Consider the following 16,719-nt stretch of genomic DNA (forward strand, 5'->3'; position numbering starts at 1 on the left):
GAAACTCATGGAGACTATTCCCGGATACCAGCTTAGAGAAAAACTTTATTCAGGGGCAAAGACCACTATTTACCGAGCCATCAGGAAATCAGATGGGCTTTCAGTCGTACTCAAGAACTCTGCATACAACCCTTCCCTGAGTGAAATCAATCGGTATAAGAATGAGTTTAGAATAGCGAATACCATTTCGAGCAAAAGGACTGTAAAATACCTCGACCTCGAGCACAGGGAAGACTCTATATCCATAATAGCCGAAGATTTCGGGGGGGTGACCTTGCGGCAGTTCATGGACGAAAACCAAATCGAGCTCGGTTTGTTTTTGGATTTGGCCTCAAAAATTACCGAAGCTTTGGGGGAAATTCATGAACATCTGATCATCCATAAAAACCTTACCCCCTTCAATATTTTCATTAACCCGGTCACCTATGAAGTAAAAATAAATGACTTCAGCATCTGTTCTTCACTTCAGAGAGAAAAACAGAGTTTAAGCGCCGTTAATGATATCGAAGGAACCCTGGAGTACATATCTCCGGAACAGACCGGCAGGATGAACCGTTCCATTGATTACAGATCGGATTTTTATACGCTGGGGATCGTTTTTTATGAAATGCTATCGGGCAGCAGACCATTTGAATCCGTGGATAAGCTGACTTTGATACACTCCCACATGGCCACTCCTCCTGCGCCTCTGAACGAGGTTACCAGTGGAATTCCAAACATGATATCGGATATAGTGAGCAAGTTGTTGTCTAAAACAGCGGAATTGCGATACAGAAGTGCTTTCGGACTGCTCAGTGATCTAAACAGGTGCAGGGATGAATATCTCGAAAGAAATTCGATCACAGAATTTGAATTGGGAAAGGACGATATTTCAAGCCAGTTCAGCATTCCGGAAAAACTATATGGAAGAGATAAAGAGATAGAATTACTGCTTTCTGCCTTCGAAAGAGTGTGCAATGGTTCCCGGGAAATTTTTATGGTTAGCGGATATTCCGGTATCGGTAAATCTGTGCTGGTACATGAGATCCTCAAGCCGGTGGTTGCGCGGAACGGGTATTTTATAAATGGCAAGTTCGATCAATTTCAGCGCAATTTGCCCTATAGCGCTATGATCAGCGCCTATCGATTATTGATACAACAATTCCTCACGGAAGGAGAAGAAAGACTGGCGATATGGCGAGAGAAATTTCTATCTGCCTTCGGACCGAATGGCCAGTTGATGATAGACGTTATTCCCGAATTGGAATTGATTATCGGGAAGCAGTCAACCCCAATCCCCTTGTCAGGAGAAGCAGCGAGGAATAGATTTACCATCGTTTTTCGAAACTTCATTAAATCCCTGCCGTCCCAGGAGCATCCTCTGGTTGTTTTCTTAGATGACTTACAGTGGGCAGATATGGCAACCATCGATTTGATCCATGACATGATGAAAGTTGCCGTTAATAGCGAATCCCAGTATCTCTTCCTTATAGGGGCGTACCGGGATAACGAAGTATCGGCGGCCCATCCTTTGATGATCATGTTCAATCGGATAATGGAATTTGGAGTTGTCATTAATAATATTGAACTGGCACCACTGAGTTTTGACGACACCCGGAATCTGATCGCTGACGCTCTTGAAAGTGAAGAAAACGTGGAATCCCTGGTAAAGATCATATATGAAAAAACAGCCGGGAACCCCTTTTTCATCAATCAATTTTTAAGGGAATTATATCAGGAGAAATTGTTGCTCTTTAATTCCGAAGAAGGAGTTTGGTTGTGGAATCGCGACCACATCAAACAAAAAAACTATACCGATAACGTAATTGATTTGATGTCTTCAAAGATATTACGCTTAGGAGAGACTGCGAAGAATGCAGTAAAGATAGCCTCCATTGTCGGTGTTCGATACGAGGTGGCCATCTTGTCGAATTTACTGGGAAAGCCGAAGAAGGAAATAAGATCGGATCTAAGTGAAGCAGTAGAAGAAGGACTTATTCTTCCAATACTAAATTCTGTCGGATTAATCTCGGACTATAAATTTATTCATGACAGAGTTCAACAAGCGGCCTATTCCTTACTTGTTAAGGATGAATCAATTAAACTTCACTATAAGATCGGGAAACTGATGCTTGAAGCATCAAAAGAAGAAATTGAAATAAAACTCTTCGACATTGTTACCCACCTGAATTTATCGCATCGTTTTCTGGAGAATGAGGAGGAGAAAAATAAACTTGCGCAGCTTAACCTGCAGGCTGCTTCCAGGGCTAAATCATCGAACGCATATGGAGCAGCCCAGGAATATGTGAAAGCCGGGATGTCGCTGCTCCCGGCAAATAGCTGGGCAAGTGAATACGACCTGACATTGGCACTACATACAACAGGGATAGAGATATCGCTTTTAAACAAGGACTTCGCGCAACTCGATCGACTACTGGCATCGGTTGAAGAAAATTCCCGGGAATTGAAGGACAAGGTGCCTTCCCTTGAATTTAAGATTCAGGCTTTGGCAGACCAGTCAAAGCTTATAGAAGCGATTTCTGAGGCGAGGTCTGTGTTATCTCTTTTGGGGGTTAAACTTCCAAAAAAACCCGGAAATATGGATATTATGGCGGGTTTAATGAGCACCAAATGGGCTATAGGACGCAAAAAGGCTCATGAAATCATCAACCTTCCTGAAATGCAGGATCCGCTAAAATTAGCGGCCATGAGAATACTTATCAGCACCGCCTCATCTGCCTTTCTCGCCATGCCCAACATGTTTCCTGTAATAGTTTTCAATCTGGTTAAGCTTTCCCTCAAACATGGGAATTCAAAATATTCGACATACGGGTATGTTACATATGGTCTGATTTTATGTGGGGCTCTCGGGCATATGAAGTCTGGGAATCATTTCGGAAACATCGCACTAGACATTATGCATCGATACGATGCAACGGCTCTGAAGGCCAAGACGTATTTTGTCTATTACGCATTCATCTATCAGTGGCAATTTCCGATTCGGGACACCTTTGATTACTTTCTGGAAGGGTATAAAAGCGGTCTTGAAACCGGCGATTTCGAATACGGAGGATGGAGTATCTTCCATCACTCTACCTACTCCTTTTTTGCCGGTGAACCTTTGGGCGAAAATGTTCGCAACCTTTTGGAGATGAAGATGCAAGGTGAGAAACTGGGGATTAAACAGGTCACCTTACTGATGGACATTTGGATTCCGGCAATGAATTTCCTGATTGGCAATAGCCCTCATGAAAATCAGATGATCGGAGCTGAATTTGAAGATGAACTGCTGCCGGTACTCAAAGATCTCAACTATTCCACAGGTATCTTCGAGCGGTATTTAACGGTGGGGATGTGCAATTATTATTTTGGGGATTACAGACAGGCCCAAAAATGCTTCAATGAGGCAGAGCCATTAATTGAGTCGGTCATGGGGCTGGAATACACCCCTCAATTCTACTATTTTGCAGCACTCTCGATCATCGGTGCCACGGAAGGAAAACGATCTAAAAAACTCAAAGGCTATCTCAAAAAGTTGAAGAAATGGTCAAAGGATTGCCCTGAAAATTACCAGCACAAATACGAGCTGGTAATGGCGGAAAATTATCGGGTAAAAAACAAGAATATAAAGGCAGCGGATTATTACGAACGCGCCATAGAAAACGCCCATCAGAACAAATATTTGAATGACGAGGCAATCGCGAATGAATCTGCAGCGAAATTTTACATCGCCCAGAACAAAAATGATATAGCGTTAACCTATGTGGTTAAAGCTCGCTATGCGTACCTGAAGTGGGGTGCGATGGCGAAAGTTGAATCTTTGGATCAGCAATATGGAAAGTTATTGAGTCTGGCAATATTAACAACATCAGATTACAGGAATAAATACTACAAAAACGATTATACACCCACCGATAAAAGTGCCGGAACAGAATCTACAAGCATGGATATCTTAACGGTTTTAAAGGCTTCCCAAACTATTTCAAGTGAAATTGTACTGGAAAACTTCCTCATCAAAGTAATGAAGCTTATCACACAAAATGCAGGAGCGGAAAAAGGGTTCTTGTTGTTGGAAAAAGACGGACAATACTTCATTGAAGCCGAGAGTTATCAGAATACGGAAAAGATCAAAACACTTCAATCGATTCCTGTCGAGGACTGTGGCCTCTTAGCTGAAACCGTCGTAAAGTATGTGGCACTGACCAAAGAATCCGTGATCCTCGACAATGCCTCAGCCAGTTCTAAATTCGCCAACGATAAATACATACAATCGGGGATTCCTAAATCGATTTTATGCATGCCTTTTCTAAACCATGGAAAGACTCAAGGGATCATTTATTTGGCAAACGACCTGTCTGTTGGGGCATTTACAGAAAACCGCCTGGCTCTGCTAAGGCTACTTACCGGACAGATCGCTATATCAATCGAGAATGCCCTTTTTTATGATCAGCTCGAACAGCGGGTCAAAGACAGAACCACAGAGCTACAGGAAGAAAAAAAGAAATCAGATGATCTGTTGCTAAATATTCTACCGGCTGATGTGGCAGAGGAACTAAAGGAATTAGGTCATTTCAAAGCCAGGAATTTTGAGCAGGTCACGGTTATGTTTACTGATTTTGTCGATTTTACAATTCTTGCGGAAACCATGTCACCAGAGGAATTAGTTGCTGAAATCGACACCTTTTTCAGGGGGTTTGATGAGATTATTTCAAAAAACAGCATGGAGAAAATTAAGACGATCGGGGATGCCTACCTCTGTGTTTCCGGGATGCCTGAGAACAATGAAAAAAGTGTTGAATCAGCCGTTCAGTCTGCTCTGGAAATGCAGGAATTTGTCCGAAAATACAACGCGAATCGGTCGTCTAAGGATCAACGGAGTTTTGGATTAAGAATAGGAATACATACCGGGCCATTGGTTGCCGGGATCGTAGGGGCAAAAAAATTCGCCTATGACATATGGGGGGATACCGTTAATGTTGCTGCGCGTATGGAACAGAATTGTCTTCCCGGCAAAATCAATATTTCGGAGTCTACCTATAGTCTGTTGAATAACAAGCAGACAGATTCAACAAGTGATCAAAGCAAAACATTCCATTTTCAATATCGCGGAAACCTCGAGGTAAAGAACAAGGGAAATATGAAGATGTACTTTGTCGACTCTGTAAAAGAATAATTGCCCATAGAAATGGAGTTAGTTTAAGCAACACAATAATTCCACGCTTAGGGTTAGAATGGAATGTGTTCTTTTCTCATCTTTATCATCGAGTAGGAAACAAACCCCGATAACATTATGTTCCGCTTCTTCCGTCAAATCCGCCAAAAACTGTTGACCGAGAATCGGGTTAGCAAGTATTTGTTGTACGCCTTTGGAGAGATCGTGCTGGTGGTCATCGGGATCCTGATCGCCCTCCAGGTGAATAACTGGAACGAAGAACGAAAGGAAAGGCGGGTAGAAAAGAAGTATTTCCATAATCTGAAAAATGACCTGTATACGGACATGGAGAAGCTGGAATATATGATAGGGATTTCCCAGGACAAGGTTGAGGCGGCAAAAAGGGTCAAACGCAAAGCAGACAGGGATTCCATCGGGTCCTTGTACGATTTCTCAAGAGATCTGATGGATCTCATCTTTGTCGATGAGTTCCGGCCCGATCAGAACACCTATGAGGAGATGAAGAGCGCAGGTAACTTCAGTTCCATGAAGAATGACTCCCTTAAGCTCAAATTGATCAACCTGAAAAAAACCTATACCGAGATCGCCTCTGCTCAGGAGCATATGCGGTACGACTTCAATGTGTTTCTCGAAGACTTTGAACACTACGTGGATTGGGGGAGATACTACGATCTCAACAGGTCTGACATCCCTAATCTGGTATTAGTATACGATTCTGTGAATATCACGAAACACGCAGAAGACATGAAGGCAGAAGTACGCGATCTTTTGAGAAATAAGGTGTTCCTCAATAACATCTTCCTCCTGGAGATCAATTATTCCTATAACCTGAACACCCTGAAAAACACCAGGCAACAGATCACGGAAATCATCGACATCCTGGATGAAGAGCTCTCAAGGGAGTAATTGAGCCCTGTATAGTGTTCATAGGATAATTATTTCGGTGCGAACGATTTACGGATAAATAGTATATTTAAACGTGCGGGAAGTAAATGATTCTTGTTCACCAGACCAGACCAGACCAACCAACCATTATGATCCATTTCTTTCGAAGGATCCGCCAAAAACTGTTGACCGAGAACAAAATCTCCCGATACTTGCTCTACGCTATTGGGGAGATCCTACTAGTGGTGATCGGGATCCTGATCGCCTTGCAGGTGAACAACTGGAATGAGGAGCGCAAGCAGCGGGCAGAGGAGATCGAAGTACTGAAAAGCGTGAGAAAGGGCCTCTCTGATACCGTGGCAGAATTTCAGTTCCTGAACGGCATCCGGAACAAGGTGCTTTATGGCACCCGGGGGATCTTTGAGGAGATCGACAAGGGGGAGGTTAATAAAGAACTGCTGGACAGCCTTATGGGACTCACCTTTTACCGACCAACTTTTAACAACAAACAGGGCGCAATCGACCTGTTATTTACCTCCGGCAAGATCAACCTGATCCATAACGACTCTATCCGGGAAATGCTCCTGTTCTGGCCGGGATTGATAGACGATATGGTGGAAGAAGAAGGATATGCCACGGAAATGTTTATGGAGCATTATTATCCGGCAGCAGCTAAGTATGTAAACGTGGATGAATTAATCGAGAAGGTTTTGTCCACCTCCTTTTTCGGGACCGAGATTGAGGAAGAGCGGTTTTCCTCATTAACCTTTCCCAACCGCTATGAGGACATGTTTCAGGACAGGGAATTCCTCAATCATCTTCGGATGCGTGCTACCCATATGCGAATAACCAATGGGGAAATTGAGGAATTGACTTTGCAGGCCCATCATATTATAGAGACCATAGACAACGAAATCAAAAGATAAAACCATGCTCCGCTTCTTTCGTCAGATCCGCCAAAAACTGTTGACCGAAAATCGGACCAGCAAGTACCTGTTATATGCTTTAGGAGAGATCCTGTTGGTCGTGATCGGGATCCTGCTGGCCCTGCAGATCGACACCTGGAACACGGAGCATAAAGATCGCCAGAAGGAAAAGGAATATCTCAGGAACCTGATGGAAGACCTCGACACACAACAACAGCAGGTAAATGCTCAAATCGAACATGAGGCCCTGATGAGGTCCCTGTGTCAAAAGGCACTGAAACAACTCATTGCAGAGCCCATCAACTTTGACAGTGTAAATGCCTATCTGACCACCGTGACCCGAAGGACTTTTGTGATCAACGACCCCACTTTCCAGGACTTGAAGAGTTCCGGCAATATTCTCATTATACGAGACAACAGCCTTCGCAAAAAGCTCCTTTCCTTTTACCAGTATCTGGAGTACAGCGCTTTGGTCATCAAGACCGACAATGAAACCTCCGTGGCCAGCTTACGCAATTTTCTGAATGATAACCGGGTGGTGAATATGAATTATACGAACACCCTTGATGTGGCTGCTGGGGTGGATTTCTCCCTCGAGGCCGTACACATTCCCTGGGCCCGCTCCTTACAGGAAGAGTTGGCGAAAGATAAGCCTCTCCTCCTGGCGGTACTCAATCGAGTAGGTGCCCGTGGCCGTACCAGCAGCGTTCACCTCGACCTGATGAACCGCCTGCAACTGCGAATAAAAGACATGAAGCAGGAAATTGATAATTACATAGGAAAATGATCCACTTCTTCAGAAAGATCCGTCAAAACCTCCTCTCTGAAAATCGGGTGAGCAGGTACCTCTTATACGCCATTGGAGAGATCGTCCTGGTGGTCATCGGGATCCTCATCGCCCTTCAGATCAACAACTACAATGAGGCTAAGAAGCAGCGCCGGCAGGAGGTGCACTACCTGCAGAACCTAAAGACCGATCTCCAACTCAATATTTCTGAACTCGACAATTATATTGCGGTGCGAAACGGCCGCATCGAATCGGCCAACAAGGTACTGGAGTATTTTGAAGGGAAGCCACTGATCTACCTGAACGACTTTGCCTTCCACACGACCAATATCTATATCTGGCAAAAATTCACCCAGCAGGACAACACCTTCCAGGAACTCATCAACTCAGGGAACCTGGCACTGATCTCCAACGACTCTATCAAGGATGACCTCCTCAATCTACAATCCCTTTACAGCAAACTCAAGAACGAGGAAGCCCACTTCCGCTATGACGCTGAGGTGCTGCTGTACGAACCCTCCTATGCGGTACTCGACCTCAACCCCATCGTGAAGAACTTCACCTACCAAGTCACGAACGGACAGGCAGGGGAGGATGTGGAACTCCCCCGGGAGAACTACGAGGCCATGCTCCGTGATCTAAAACAGAAGAATGGCTTTATGATGGCGGTCTATGAATTTTCTGTGATGAATTCACAGTTCGAGGCCATGAAGGAATTATGCTATTCCATCATCGATCTCATTGATCGGGAATTAAAAACTGAAACAGAATAAAGAATAACGAGATGTTTCGATTTTTTAAGGAATTACGAAACAAACTGCTAGCTGAAAATAGGTTCCGCAAATACATGCTCTATGCGACAGGTGAGATCCTGCTGGTGGTCATCGGGATCCTGATCGCCCTGCAGGTGAACAACTGGAATGAGGACCGATTGAAGCGGGAAGACGAGTTTTTTGTGGCCCAGGACTTGTATGTGGAGCTCCTGGAAAGCGAGAAGTACCTCGATCAAACTTTGGAACTCTGGCGGCGCAGGAATGCATTTATACAGGTGTTATCTGATACGCTGGTAACGGAGAATCTGCAACTGGGTCAACGGGCCTTTGATAGTATCCTGATAGAGGCGTTGACATTTCGCAATTTCACCCCGAGGCGGAGGAAGCTGGATCGCGTATTGGGCGAAGAGAATTTCGAATTCAGCCAATCCAAGGACCTTATTAAGGAAATGATGAATCTGGCCGGGCTCTATGACGCCCTGAACGTATACTTCTCCTATAACCTGGACACGTGGAAAGAGGTTGTGCAGCCCTATTTGATAACCAATTATTCCTTCAGGAACCTGAATACGGCCCTGGGGATTCGCCATGAAAGGAACTATCCGAACAGGGGCCATGAAAACCTTTTGGCTGACCCGGTATTTGATAACGTGATAAATAACATGCAGGGGGATGTGATCCCTTTCATCATGTTGCTGGTCAGAAGCCTGGATAAGATCGGGGAGCTGAAACTTTTGCTGGAATCAAGTTATCCCGAAATAAGTTCTGATTGATGATTCTGATAAGCCAAGTATATGCTCACAAAGGAATTGATAACAACCCTATTTTTACCAGAATAAAAAGTCCAACATGCTTCGCTTCTTCCGCCAACTCCGCCAGAGACTGCTCACTGAAAACCGGGTAAGCAAGTACCTTTTATATGCTATTGGAGAGATCATCCTGGTCGTGATCGGGATCCTGATCGCCCTTCAGATAAACAACTGGAATGAGGATAAGAAACTGAGAACTGCATTGAACGCTGCTTTGGAAGAGGTTCGGGAAGACCTGGTCATGGATACCCTGCACTTGCATCAGGAAATTGCGATAAGGATGGACGACCTGGAATCTCAGAGCCGTGTGATCCAGGTGCTGCAAGAAAAGCAAGGCTTTACGGAACAGACCTATGCTGACCTGGGCAGGGTGATGCTCCAAAGGCCAACGACCTTACTATCCAATGGGTATGACCTGATCAACGAACTCGGGATGAGCAACCTTAACGATAGAATGCTCAGGAACGCCCTGGTTGGGTATTACGAGCATGGCCATAGTCGGATAAAAAAGGAACTGGCCGATGATATCATGGAATTTGAAGACGCTTGGCTCCCGTATGTGCGTTCACATTTTTCGGAATGGGATTTCGGAGAAAAAGCCATTCCTTTGAATAATCAACAGATTAAGGAAGACTCCTGGTTCCTGATGACCCTCAAGATGAATCTCATCAATCTGACTGCTACCCTGGATGCCCATGCAGAGGCATTACAAAATGCCAGGGAATTGATTGCAAAGATCGACTCTGTCAGTTCTGCCCAAAAGTAAAGTGCCGCGGGTAAGGCGTGAAGCGTTTGACTGTGGATCACACCCCGCAAAGTCCGATTTATTTTCGCTTCTCGTGCTTCACCCAGTCCACTTCCATCACCCATTCTCCCTCCATGGGGTTATCGGTGATCTTCGCGAAGTTGAGGATGGCGAACATGGGTTCGGGATAGTGGTCTCCTTCCCCTTCATTGCGGTACACCTCTTCTCCGTCTAAACGGTAGACCAGGTCACTGCCTTCCCATTCCACGGAATACTCGTGGTACTCATCCAGGGTAGCCGGAAAGTCTTTGCGAAAACTCCACCAGTCGCCCTTGTCACATTCCCCCTGGCTCTTGATGGCCCCGGTTGTAAAGTGGTCTTTCATCACATCCCCGTGATGCTCGAAAATGTCGATCTCCCCGGAACCTGTGAGTGGCCAGCATACAGTTTCGTCAGGTTCCTGTACGGGGACCTCGTTGTTACGGGCGCCCAATAGCCACCAGGCAGGGAACATACTGGGTTCTCCGTTGCCGTGCAGGCGCAAACGGGCCGTCCATTTTCCCTTGATGAATTCCTTACGGTTCTTGGAACAGATCCGCCCGGCCATATAGGGGGTATCCGGATGTTGTGTCCCGTGTTTGTCCAGGTTATCGCAGGGCAGTGCTTCTCCCACGTTGACCACCTTCAGTTTAAGGGTGCCATCACTCACCTCCCGGGTGCCGTATTCCCCGTCCGGGACATAGCATTGAAGCTCATTGTTGACCCAGATCCGCTGGTCCTGCCAGTTCTCGGAATTGAAAGTGTCGAAGTCGTCCCGAAAATCGGTTTCCCAGGCGGTCTTTTCTGATATCTCAGCTACCTTTTCTTTCTCTTTTTTGGATTTACAACCAAAGGTTAGAAGAAGGAAAAAGACTATTGTAATTATTCTATTTATCATTGATCAATATTTTCTTTCGATAGTATCTAATGTACATAACTTATTTTAATAATTCGACTTCGCAACTGAGCACTGGTTTTAATGCATAAAAAAGAAGCATTGAGTTTATCTTTGAAGAAGATATAAATTGACTCCAATGGAGAAAAGAATCATCATGTTGGTTGGGGATTGGTATTACCCTAAAATGGTATACCACAGCCTGGCATCTGAATTCAATATTGAGCATATCATCGTGGACAGGGGGGAGAGTACCCGTAAATTATTAAGACGAAGGATCAAACGACTGGGTCTTCTTCACGTGATTGGTCAGGTATTATTCAGAATCCTGGTGGTTTCCCAATTGAACAGAAGATCAAAAGGACGATTTCAGGAGATCCTGGACGCAAACGGAATCCGGGAGAGGGACTACGAGCCTGAGAAAACCACAAAGGTGAATACGATCAATTCTGAAGAAGGACGAAATCTATTGAAAAGGTTAAACCCTGATATTGTGGTGATTGTCACTACCCGAATTCTATCCAAAAAGACCCTGAATACCATCAATGCCAGATTCATCAATATTCACTCGGGAATAACCCCATTATACAGAGGACTACACGGTGCCTATTGGGCACTTATAAATGATGACAGGGAAAACTGTGGGGTGACCGTTCACTTGGTAGATGAAGGGATTGATACTGGCAATATCTTATATCAAGATAATATTACCAATGAAATTACCCCACGGGATAATTTTATGACCTATACTTATCTTCAATTGGCAAAAGCCATACCTCTCCTAAAAAGATCTATTCGGGATATTCAATCAAATAGTCTGAAGACAAAAGCTAATACCAAAAAAGAAATAAACAATAGGCTTTATTACCACCCTACGTTGTGGTTTTATTTGTACAAAAGATGGATTAAAGGAGTAAAATGAATTCGGATATATTCTATATTTTCTCATGAGGATTGTTCCGTCGGAACAATTTTTATTCCAGGATCACAAACCGGCCAGTCGTTTTCCAAAGGCCTCAACCTTTTCCCAGTTGGTGTATTCCTTCACCGTTGTAGGATCGGTGGGGCCTTTGGTCATCCACATGATGAGTCGGATCATGGTGCGGTCAAAGAAGGAATAGCGGGGATAATCGAGCATCCCTGCAAAGGTTTCTGCCATATCGGGTCTCCAGGAAATCTTCTTAAAGAACTTAACCACGTAGGGGTTGGTTTCCGGATTGCTTTTTTCCGGCTTGCGGGCCACCAGATTTACAGAGAAAAAGGCGGTTTTTTTGGATTCCAGTTCCTCTTGCCGTGTATTGATCAGTTCGACGATCTTTTTGTCGTGCACCCCGTAACGGATGCTCGCGCCTAGGATTATCTTGTCATAAGGTGCGAGGTCCCCGTCAAAGTCCTCGATATTGATGAGATCAATAGACTGACCATTTCCCTGGATTACCTTTTGTAATTTTTCGCATATTTTACGTGTATGGCCATCCACGGTGGCGTATATCAGGGCGGTTTTATGTTTCATATCTTAAAAGGATCTATAAGATGGATCTTGAAATTCTGACTAAGCGAGCCCTAAGCTACTGTTTTTTGATCTTTTATCTGCGCTGCAAACCCTTTCTTGCGATAGAATAAGGGCAATTTTGTTGAGTGTTCGGTATTGCAGCATCCCAAAATAAGTAGTAATATTGCAGTCCCCTTCCAGAAGCAGAGCAAAGCCTGCCTGCGGCAGACAGGCTCGCTTCTGGATAGATAACCGAATACCATAGTTCTTCACATAATGATATTTCAATGGTCCTATAGCTCAGCTGGTTAGAGCACCTGACTCATAATCAGGGGGTCCCTGGTTCGAGCCCAGGTGGGACCACTTAGTAAGAAATCCAGTCTATTTGAAACGGCTGGATTTTTTTGTTTAATGCAATGTCTTTCAGTGAATTAATTGCACTGATTGCACTAACTGCACTTTCCAGAAAAGTCAACTTGTCAACTTTTTAAGGCAAAAAATAGGTGTACAATTCGGGTACCCTATCCTAAAAATTAGGTGTACCATTAGCGATTTTAACACTTTTAGGTGTACCATTTTTTGTAATGAATTGTGTGCCAATTGTTTAACACTTAAATCAATTGGTCATGAAACAAAAAACACTATCAATCCTATTCTACCTACAGAAAGTTAGAACGAACAAATCAGGCGTCTGTCCTATCCGTTGCAGAATAACCTATCTAGGAAAGCGAAAAGAGTTCACTACAGGGGAGTTTATTAGTCCAAGACAATGGATGTCCAAAAAGCAAAAAGCATCTCCTGGAGAGCTTAAAAATGAGCAGATCAACCTGCAATTGGAGATCATTGCCTCTAACCTTAAGAAAGAGTTTTTACAGGTACAATTGCAAAAGGAAGATTTTAGCGTACAGGACATCTATGATGCTTACTTCAAAGTAACTGAGAAACGAAAAGAGGCTTACGTAATAGATTATTTTCAGGAGTTTTTACAAAAGCAAAGGAGACTTATTGGAATAGACCTGCAACTAGGAACCTGGAAGAAATTTAATTATGCCCATAAGCAAGCAAGGGATTACATTAAATGGAAGTTTGGTCAGCATGATCTCCCCATGAAAGAACTTAATCTACAGTTCTTACATGATTTTGAGTACTACCTGAAGACAGAGCGAAGCCAAAGTCAGATTACCATTAACAAGTGCATTCAACGCTTTAGAAAACCTATTAGGATTGCAGTTGCCGAAGAATATATTAAGCAAGACCCTTTTATGCTCTACAAACCAGGAAGAGTAAAAAAGGAGGTCGTTTTCCTTACCCAGGAAGAGTTGACGGTATTTGAAAACCATACATTTAAACAGCCTCGGTTGGAACTGGTTAAGAACCTTTTTGTTTTCTGTTGCTATACAGGACTGCCCTATAATGAAATGGCCAATTTGAGGCAAGAACACCTCGTAAATGGATTTGATGGAAATCAGTGGATTAAAATGAAACGAGGAAAAACAGGAAAGTTGGTTTCTGTTCCACTTTTACCTAAAGCTAAAACCCTTCTATATTTATATCAGAATGACTCAGAGTTTCTACTTCCCAGAATTAGCAACCAAAAGATCAATTCCTATCTGAAGGAAATTGCAGGTATTTTGGGCATTAAGAAAAGAATTACCCATCATACAGCCAGAAAAACTTTTGCCTCTATAGTGCTTCTAAACAATAATGTTTCCATGGAGATTGTTAGTGAACTGTTAGGACATTCCAGTATCAAGATCACTCAGGAATATTATGGTAAAATTGTTCAGAAGAGAGTGAGTGAGGAGATGAGGAGGATTGCTAAGGAATTGAAATAACTATATTTTGAAGTATTATAGACACCACTAGTAGAATATTTGTATAATATGTTCGTTTGAAAATTATTCGAAGATTGCTTTGGACTATAGTTTATACTCTATAATCACCAGAACCAGGATGATCCTTTGAGATAAGTGTCATAAAGGATTGATTTATAAATAGCGAATTTTGTTATTAATGCCTCTCTATACCTCTTAAAGACTCCAAATCCTATGAGTTTACAAGTACCTAAATCCAGTTTATTAACTATCCTCTATTCAATATTACTATTGATTAGTTGTAGTAAAAATTCAGAAGATCCGAATACAAACCCGAACACCCCTAATCAATCCCAGTCGTTTGAAATATCTGGATCTGTTTCAAAAGGTAGTTTCGTTGCTGGATCATCCTTAACATTTTTCGAAATCGATGATGAACTAAATCAAACAGGAAGAAGTTTCTCAACAAATATTGATGACGATTTTGGTAATTATGAGCTAAGTGCCACAGGGATAGCTGAAGCATATGCACGAGTTACAGGAGAGGGCTTTTATTGGAACGAGGTTACTAATGAAAATACACAAAACAGGATATCTCTTGTGGCGTTATCTAAATTTAATAATTCAATAAATGTGAATATTCTTACCCATATGGAAGCAGATAGGGTAAGATATCTATACCTTGAGGAAGGTCTTACTTTTGATGAATCCAAGGAACAAGCATTAAACGAAATTTTAGAGGCCTTCGATATAAGCTCCCCCATAAACCTCACAAATGCTGAAGAATTCAGCTTCGTTAAAGGAGATGAAACAAGTAAAATACTCTTAGTCCTTTCTGCAGTGATACAGGGAAATAGAAGTGTTAGTGAAGTTTCTGTTTTACTTAGTAAGCTAGCATTGGAGTTCAAGAATAATGGCAATATTGTTGACCAGGAGATAATAGATGATATAGCAGGACAATTAAGATTTTTGGATAAGGAAAACTTAATTCAAAATGTCCTAAATAAATACTCAAGAGCTTACCCTAATTTGACAGCGGAGTCATTTCAAAGCAGTTATTTGGATAGCATAAAAAAACCTAATGGTAAATTTCTTAGTGACCTGGACTTGGATGGAATTACCGATGATATTGATCAATGCCCCGATTCATCACCTGGTGAAGCAGTAAGTTCTACAGGCTGTGCAGAATCTCAATTAGATACAGATCAGGATGGGATTACCGACGATATTGATCAGTGTGAAAATACAGATCCAGGTCTTGAAGTCAATCAACAAGGATGTGCTGCAAATCAGAGGGATACCGACGGTGATGGTGTATTAGATTCAGAAGATCAGTGCCCCGATACTATTGTTGGATCTGAGGTAAATGCCCAAGGTTGTGCGGCTGATCAGAGGGATACGGACGGAGATGGGGTATTAGATTCTCTAGATCTTTGTCCTGGTACAACATGGCAAGGAGATGGTATTGATGCTGATGGTTGTGCTCCAGATCAAAGGGATACCGACGGTGATGGTGTATTAGATTCTCAAGATCAGTGTCCAGGAACACCTATAGGTACTGAAGTGAACGCAACAGGATGTGATGACTATATCTATAAAGATGTAAATGGAATTACAATAAAGGCCAGAGAATATGCTCTTATCAATGACAGGAAAATAATTGATGGTAAGGAATATGTCGTAGTTGATGAAAGTACACTCAGGCAAATGATCGCATCTGGGGAGGATGTCACATTGGCTGTTACCACTTTTGTGACTTCAATGTCAGGTCTATTTCAGAATAACGCGGAATTTAATTTGGACATAAGTAATTGGGACGTATCCAATGTTAATGACATGTTTGATATGTTCAATGGCGCTACTGCTTTTAATCAGCCTATTGGAGTTTGGGATGTATCTAAAGTTGTAAATATGCAAGGTATGTTCCAAAACGCGCACTCTTTCAACCAGCCAATAGGCTCCTGGAATGTTTCGAATGTTCAGTATATGTATATCATGTTTGAGCGAGCATATTCATTTAATCAACCCATTGACTCCTGGAATGTTTCTAATGTTATAGGCATGGAGGCAATGTTCGGAAGCGCAACATCATTTAATCAACCTCTCAATAGTTGGGATACTAGTTCTGTTACATCTATGGCATTTATGTTTATCGGAGCAGAATCATTTAACCAAGACTTGTCCAATTGGAATACGGCTTCCGTATATACCATGGATAGTATGTTTAATGGGGCACTTCTATTTAATCAAAATCTTTCAAGTTGGTGTGTAGAGTTAATACAAAGTGAACCTTCAAATTTTTCCAGTAACAGTAGTCTTGAAGCTGCTAATAAACCTATATGGGGAACCTGTCCAGGGGGATAATATTTAAGGATTTTAAATTCATACGTTTCCCGTACCTC

12 protein-coding genes, 1 tRNA gene and 1 pseudogene are annotated in these 16,719 nt (G+C 42.8%); 12 read left to right on the forward strand and 2 right to left on the reverse strand.

The genetic code is table 11. The features are described 5' to 3' along the window. Window positions 1-7: 7 nt before the first annotated feature. The 8 genes and pseudogenes from GWK09_RS15125 to GWK09_RS05780 form a co-directional block, all read left to right on the forward strand. Window positions 8-760, forward strand: a pseudogene (locus GWK09_RS15125) (serine/threonine protein kinase); the annotation flags it as partial. Window positions 761-853: 93 nt separating this feature from the next. Continuing rightward, window positions 854-5,152 carry an adenylate/guanylate cyclase domain-containing protein gene (locus GWK09_RS05750; RefSeq protein ID WP_239530701.1) on the forward strand — a complete coding sequence of 1,433 codons (4,299 nt, stop codon included), beginning with the start codon at window positions 854-856 and terminating at the stop codon, window positions 5,150-5,152. A gap of 117 nt (window positions 5,153-5,269) precedes the next feature. Beyond that, on the forward strand, window positions 5,270-6,058 hold the full coding sequence (locus tag GWK09_RS05755; protein WP_163692036.1) for a DUF6090 family protein: 789 nt from the start codon (window positions 5,270-5,272) through the stop codon (window positions 6,056-6,058). Between the two features lie 128 nt (window positions 6,059-6,186). Beyond that, window positions 6,187-6,963: a DUF6090 family protein gene (locus GWK09_RS05760; RefSeq protein ID WP_163692037.1), complete on the forward strand. Its 777-nt coding sequence runs from the start codon at window positions 6,187-6,189 to the stop codon at window positions 6,961-6,963. Window positions 6,964-6,967: 4 nt separating this feature from the next. Continuing rightward, window positions 6,968-7,750 (forward strand): DUF6090 family protein, encoded by a 783-nt coding sequence (locus GWK09_RS05765; RefSeq protein WP_163692038.1) that lies wholly within the window; start codon window positions 6,968-6,970, stop codon window positions 7,748-7,750. Continuing rightward, window positions 7,747-8,523 (forward strand): DUF6090 family protein, encoded by a 777-nt coding sequence (locus GWK09_RS05770; protein ID WP_163690981.1) that lies wholly within the window; start codon window positions 7,747-7,749, stop codon window positions 8,521-8,523. Before GWK09_RS05765 ends, GWK09_RS05770 begins: the two co-directional genes overlap by 4 nt. 11 nt (window positions 8,524-8,534) lie before the next feature. Next, entirely contained in the window at window positions 8,535-9,296 is a 762-nt protein-coding gene (locus GWK09_RS05775; protein WP_163692039.1) for a DUF6090 family protein, read from the forward strand. A gap of 76 nt (window positions 9,297-9,372) precedes the next feature. Then, complete coding sequence (locus GWK09_RS05780; RefSeq protein WP_163692040.1) at window positions 9,373-10,098, forward strand: DUF6090 family protein; 726 nt, start codon at window positions 9,373-9,375, stop codon at window positions 10,096-10,098. Between the two features lie 58 nt (window positions 10,099-10,156). On the opposite strand, the gene GWK09_RS05785 is transcribed toward GWK09_RS05780, so the two are convergent. Further along, window positions 10,157-11,014 carry a glycoside hydrolase family 16 protein gene (locus tag GWK09_RS05785; RefSeq protein ID WP_163692041.1) on the reverse strand — a complete coding sequence of 286 codons (858 nt, stop codon included), beginning with the start codon at window positions 11,012-11,014 and terminating at the stop codon, window positions 10,157-10,159. 136 nt (window positions 11,015-11,150) lie between these two features. Here GWK09_RS05785 and GWK09_RS05790 point away from each other — a divergent pair, with 136 nt between their 5' ends. Then, window positions 11,151-11,933: a formyl transferase gene (locus GWK09_RS05790; RefSeq protein ID WP_163692042.1), complete on the forward strand. Its 783-nt coding sequence runs from the start codon at window positions 11,151-11,153 to the stop codon at window positions 11,931-11,933. Window positions 11,934-11,996: 63 nt separating this feature from the next. On the opposite strand, the gene hemG is transcribed toward GWK09_RS05790, so the two are convergent. Next, on the reverse strand, window positions 11,997-12,524 hold the full coding sequence (gene hemG / locus GWK09_RS05795) for a menaquinone-dependent protoporphyrinogen IX dehydrogenase (RefSeq protein ID WP_163692043.1): 528 nt from the start codon (window positions 12,522-12,524) through the stop codon (window positions 11,997-11,999). 268 nt (window positions 12,525-12,792) lie between these two features. Between hemG and GWK09_RS05800 the strand changes: the two genes are divergently transcribed. The 3 genes from GWK09_RS05800 to GWK09_RS05810 all read left to right on the forward strand — a co-directional run bounded on the left by GWK09_RS05800 (window position 12,793) and on the right by GWK09_RS05810 (window position 16,681). Continuing rightward, window positions 12,793-12,866: transfer RNA gene (locus GWK09_RS05800), tRNA-Ile, on the forward strand. 263 nt (window positions 12,867-13,129) lie between these two features. After that, window positions 13,130-14,338: a site-specific integrase gene (locus GWK09_RS05805; RefSeq protein WP_163692044.1), complete on the forward strand. Its 1,209-nt coding sequence runs from the start codon at window positions 13,130-13,132 to the stop codon at window positions 14,336-14,338. A gap of 213 nt (window positions 14,339-14,551) precedes the next feature. After that, entirely contained in the window at window positions 14,552-16,681 is a 2,130-nt protein-coding gene (locus GWK09_RS05810; RefSeq protein ID WP_163692045.1) for a BspA family leucine-rich repeat surface protein, read from the forward strand. Window positions 16,682-16,719: the final 38 nt, after the last annotated feature.

The organism is Muriicola jejuensis, from assembly GCF_010671595.1.
In the GTDB taxonomy this organism is placed as follows: domain Bacteria; phylum Bacteroidota; class Bacteroidia; order Flavobacteriales; family Flavobacteriaceae; genus Muriicola; species Muriicola jejuensis.

Coding starts and splice junctions, on each gene's coding strand:
- GWK09_RS05755 (WP_163692036.1), top strand. CDS start 5,270: ATGTTCCGCTTCTTCCGTCAAATCCGCCAAAAACTGTTGACCGAGAAT.
- GWK09_RS05760 (WP_163692037.1), top strand. CDS start 6,187: ATGATCCATTTCTTTCGAAGGATCCGCCAAAAACTGTTGACCGAGAAC.
- GWK09_RS05765 (WP_163692038.1), top strand. CDS start 6,968: ATGCTCCGCTTCTTTCGTCAGATCCGCCAAAAACTGTTGACCGAAAAT.
- GWK09_RS05770 (WP_163690981.1), top strand. CDS start 7,747: ATGATCCACTTCTTCAGAAAGATCCGTCAAAACCTCCTCTCTGAAAAT.
- GWK09_RS05775 (WP_163692039.1), top strand. CDS start 8,535: ATGTTTCGATTTTTTAAGGAATTACGAAACAAACTGCTAGCTGAAAAT.
- GWK09_RS05780 (WP_163692040.1), top strand. CDS start 9,373: ATGCTTCGCTTCTTCCGCCAACTCCGCCAGAGACTGCTCACTGAAAAC.
- GWK09_RS05785 (WP_163692041.1), bottom strand. CDS start 11,014: ATGATAAATAGAATAATTACAATAGTCTTTTTCCTTCTTCTAACCTTT.
- GWK09_RS05790 (WP_163692042.1), top strand. CDS start 11,151: ATGGAGAAAAGAATCATCATGTTGGTTGGGGATTGGTATTACCCTAAA.
- hemG (WP_163692043.1), bottom strand. CDS start 12,524: ATGAAACATAAAACCGCCCTGATATACGCCACCGTGGATGGCCATACA.
- GWK09_RS05805 (WP_163692044.1), top strand. CDS start 13,130: ATGAAACAAAAAACACTATCAATCCTATTCTACCTACAGAAAGTTAGA.
- GWK09_RS05810 (WP_163692045.1), top strand. CDS start 14,552: ATGAGTTTACAAGTACCTAAATCCAGTTTATTAACTATCCTCTATTCA.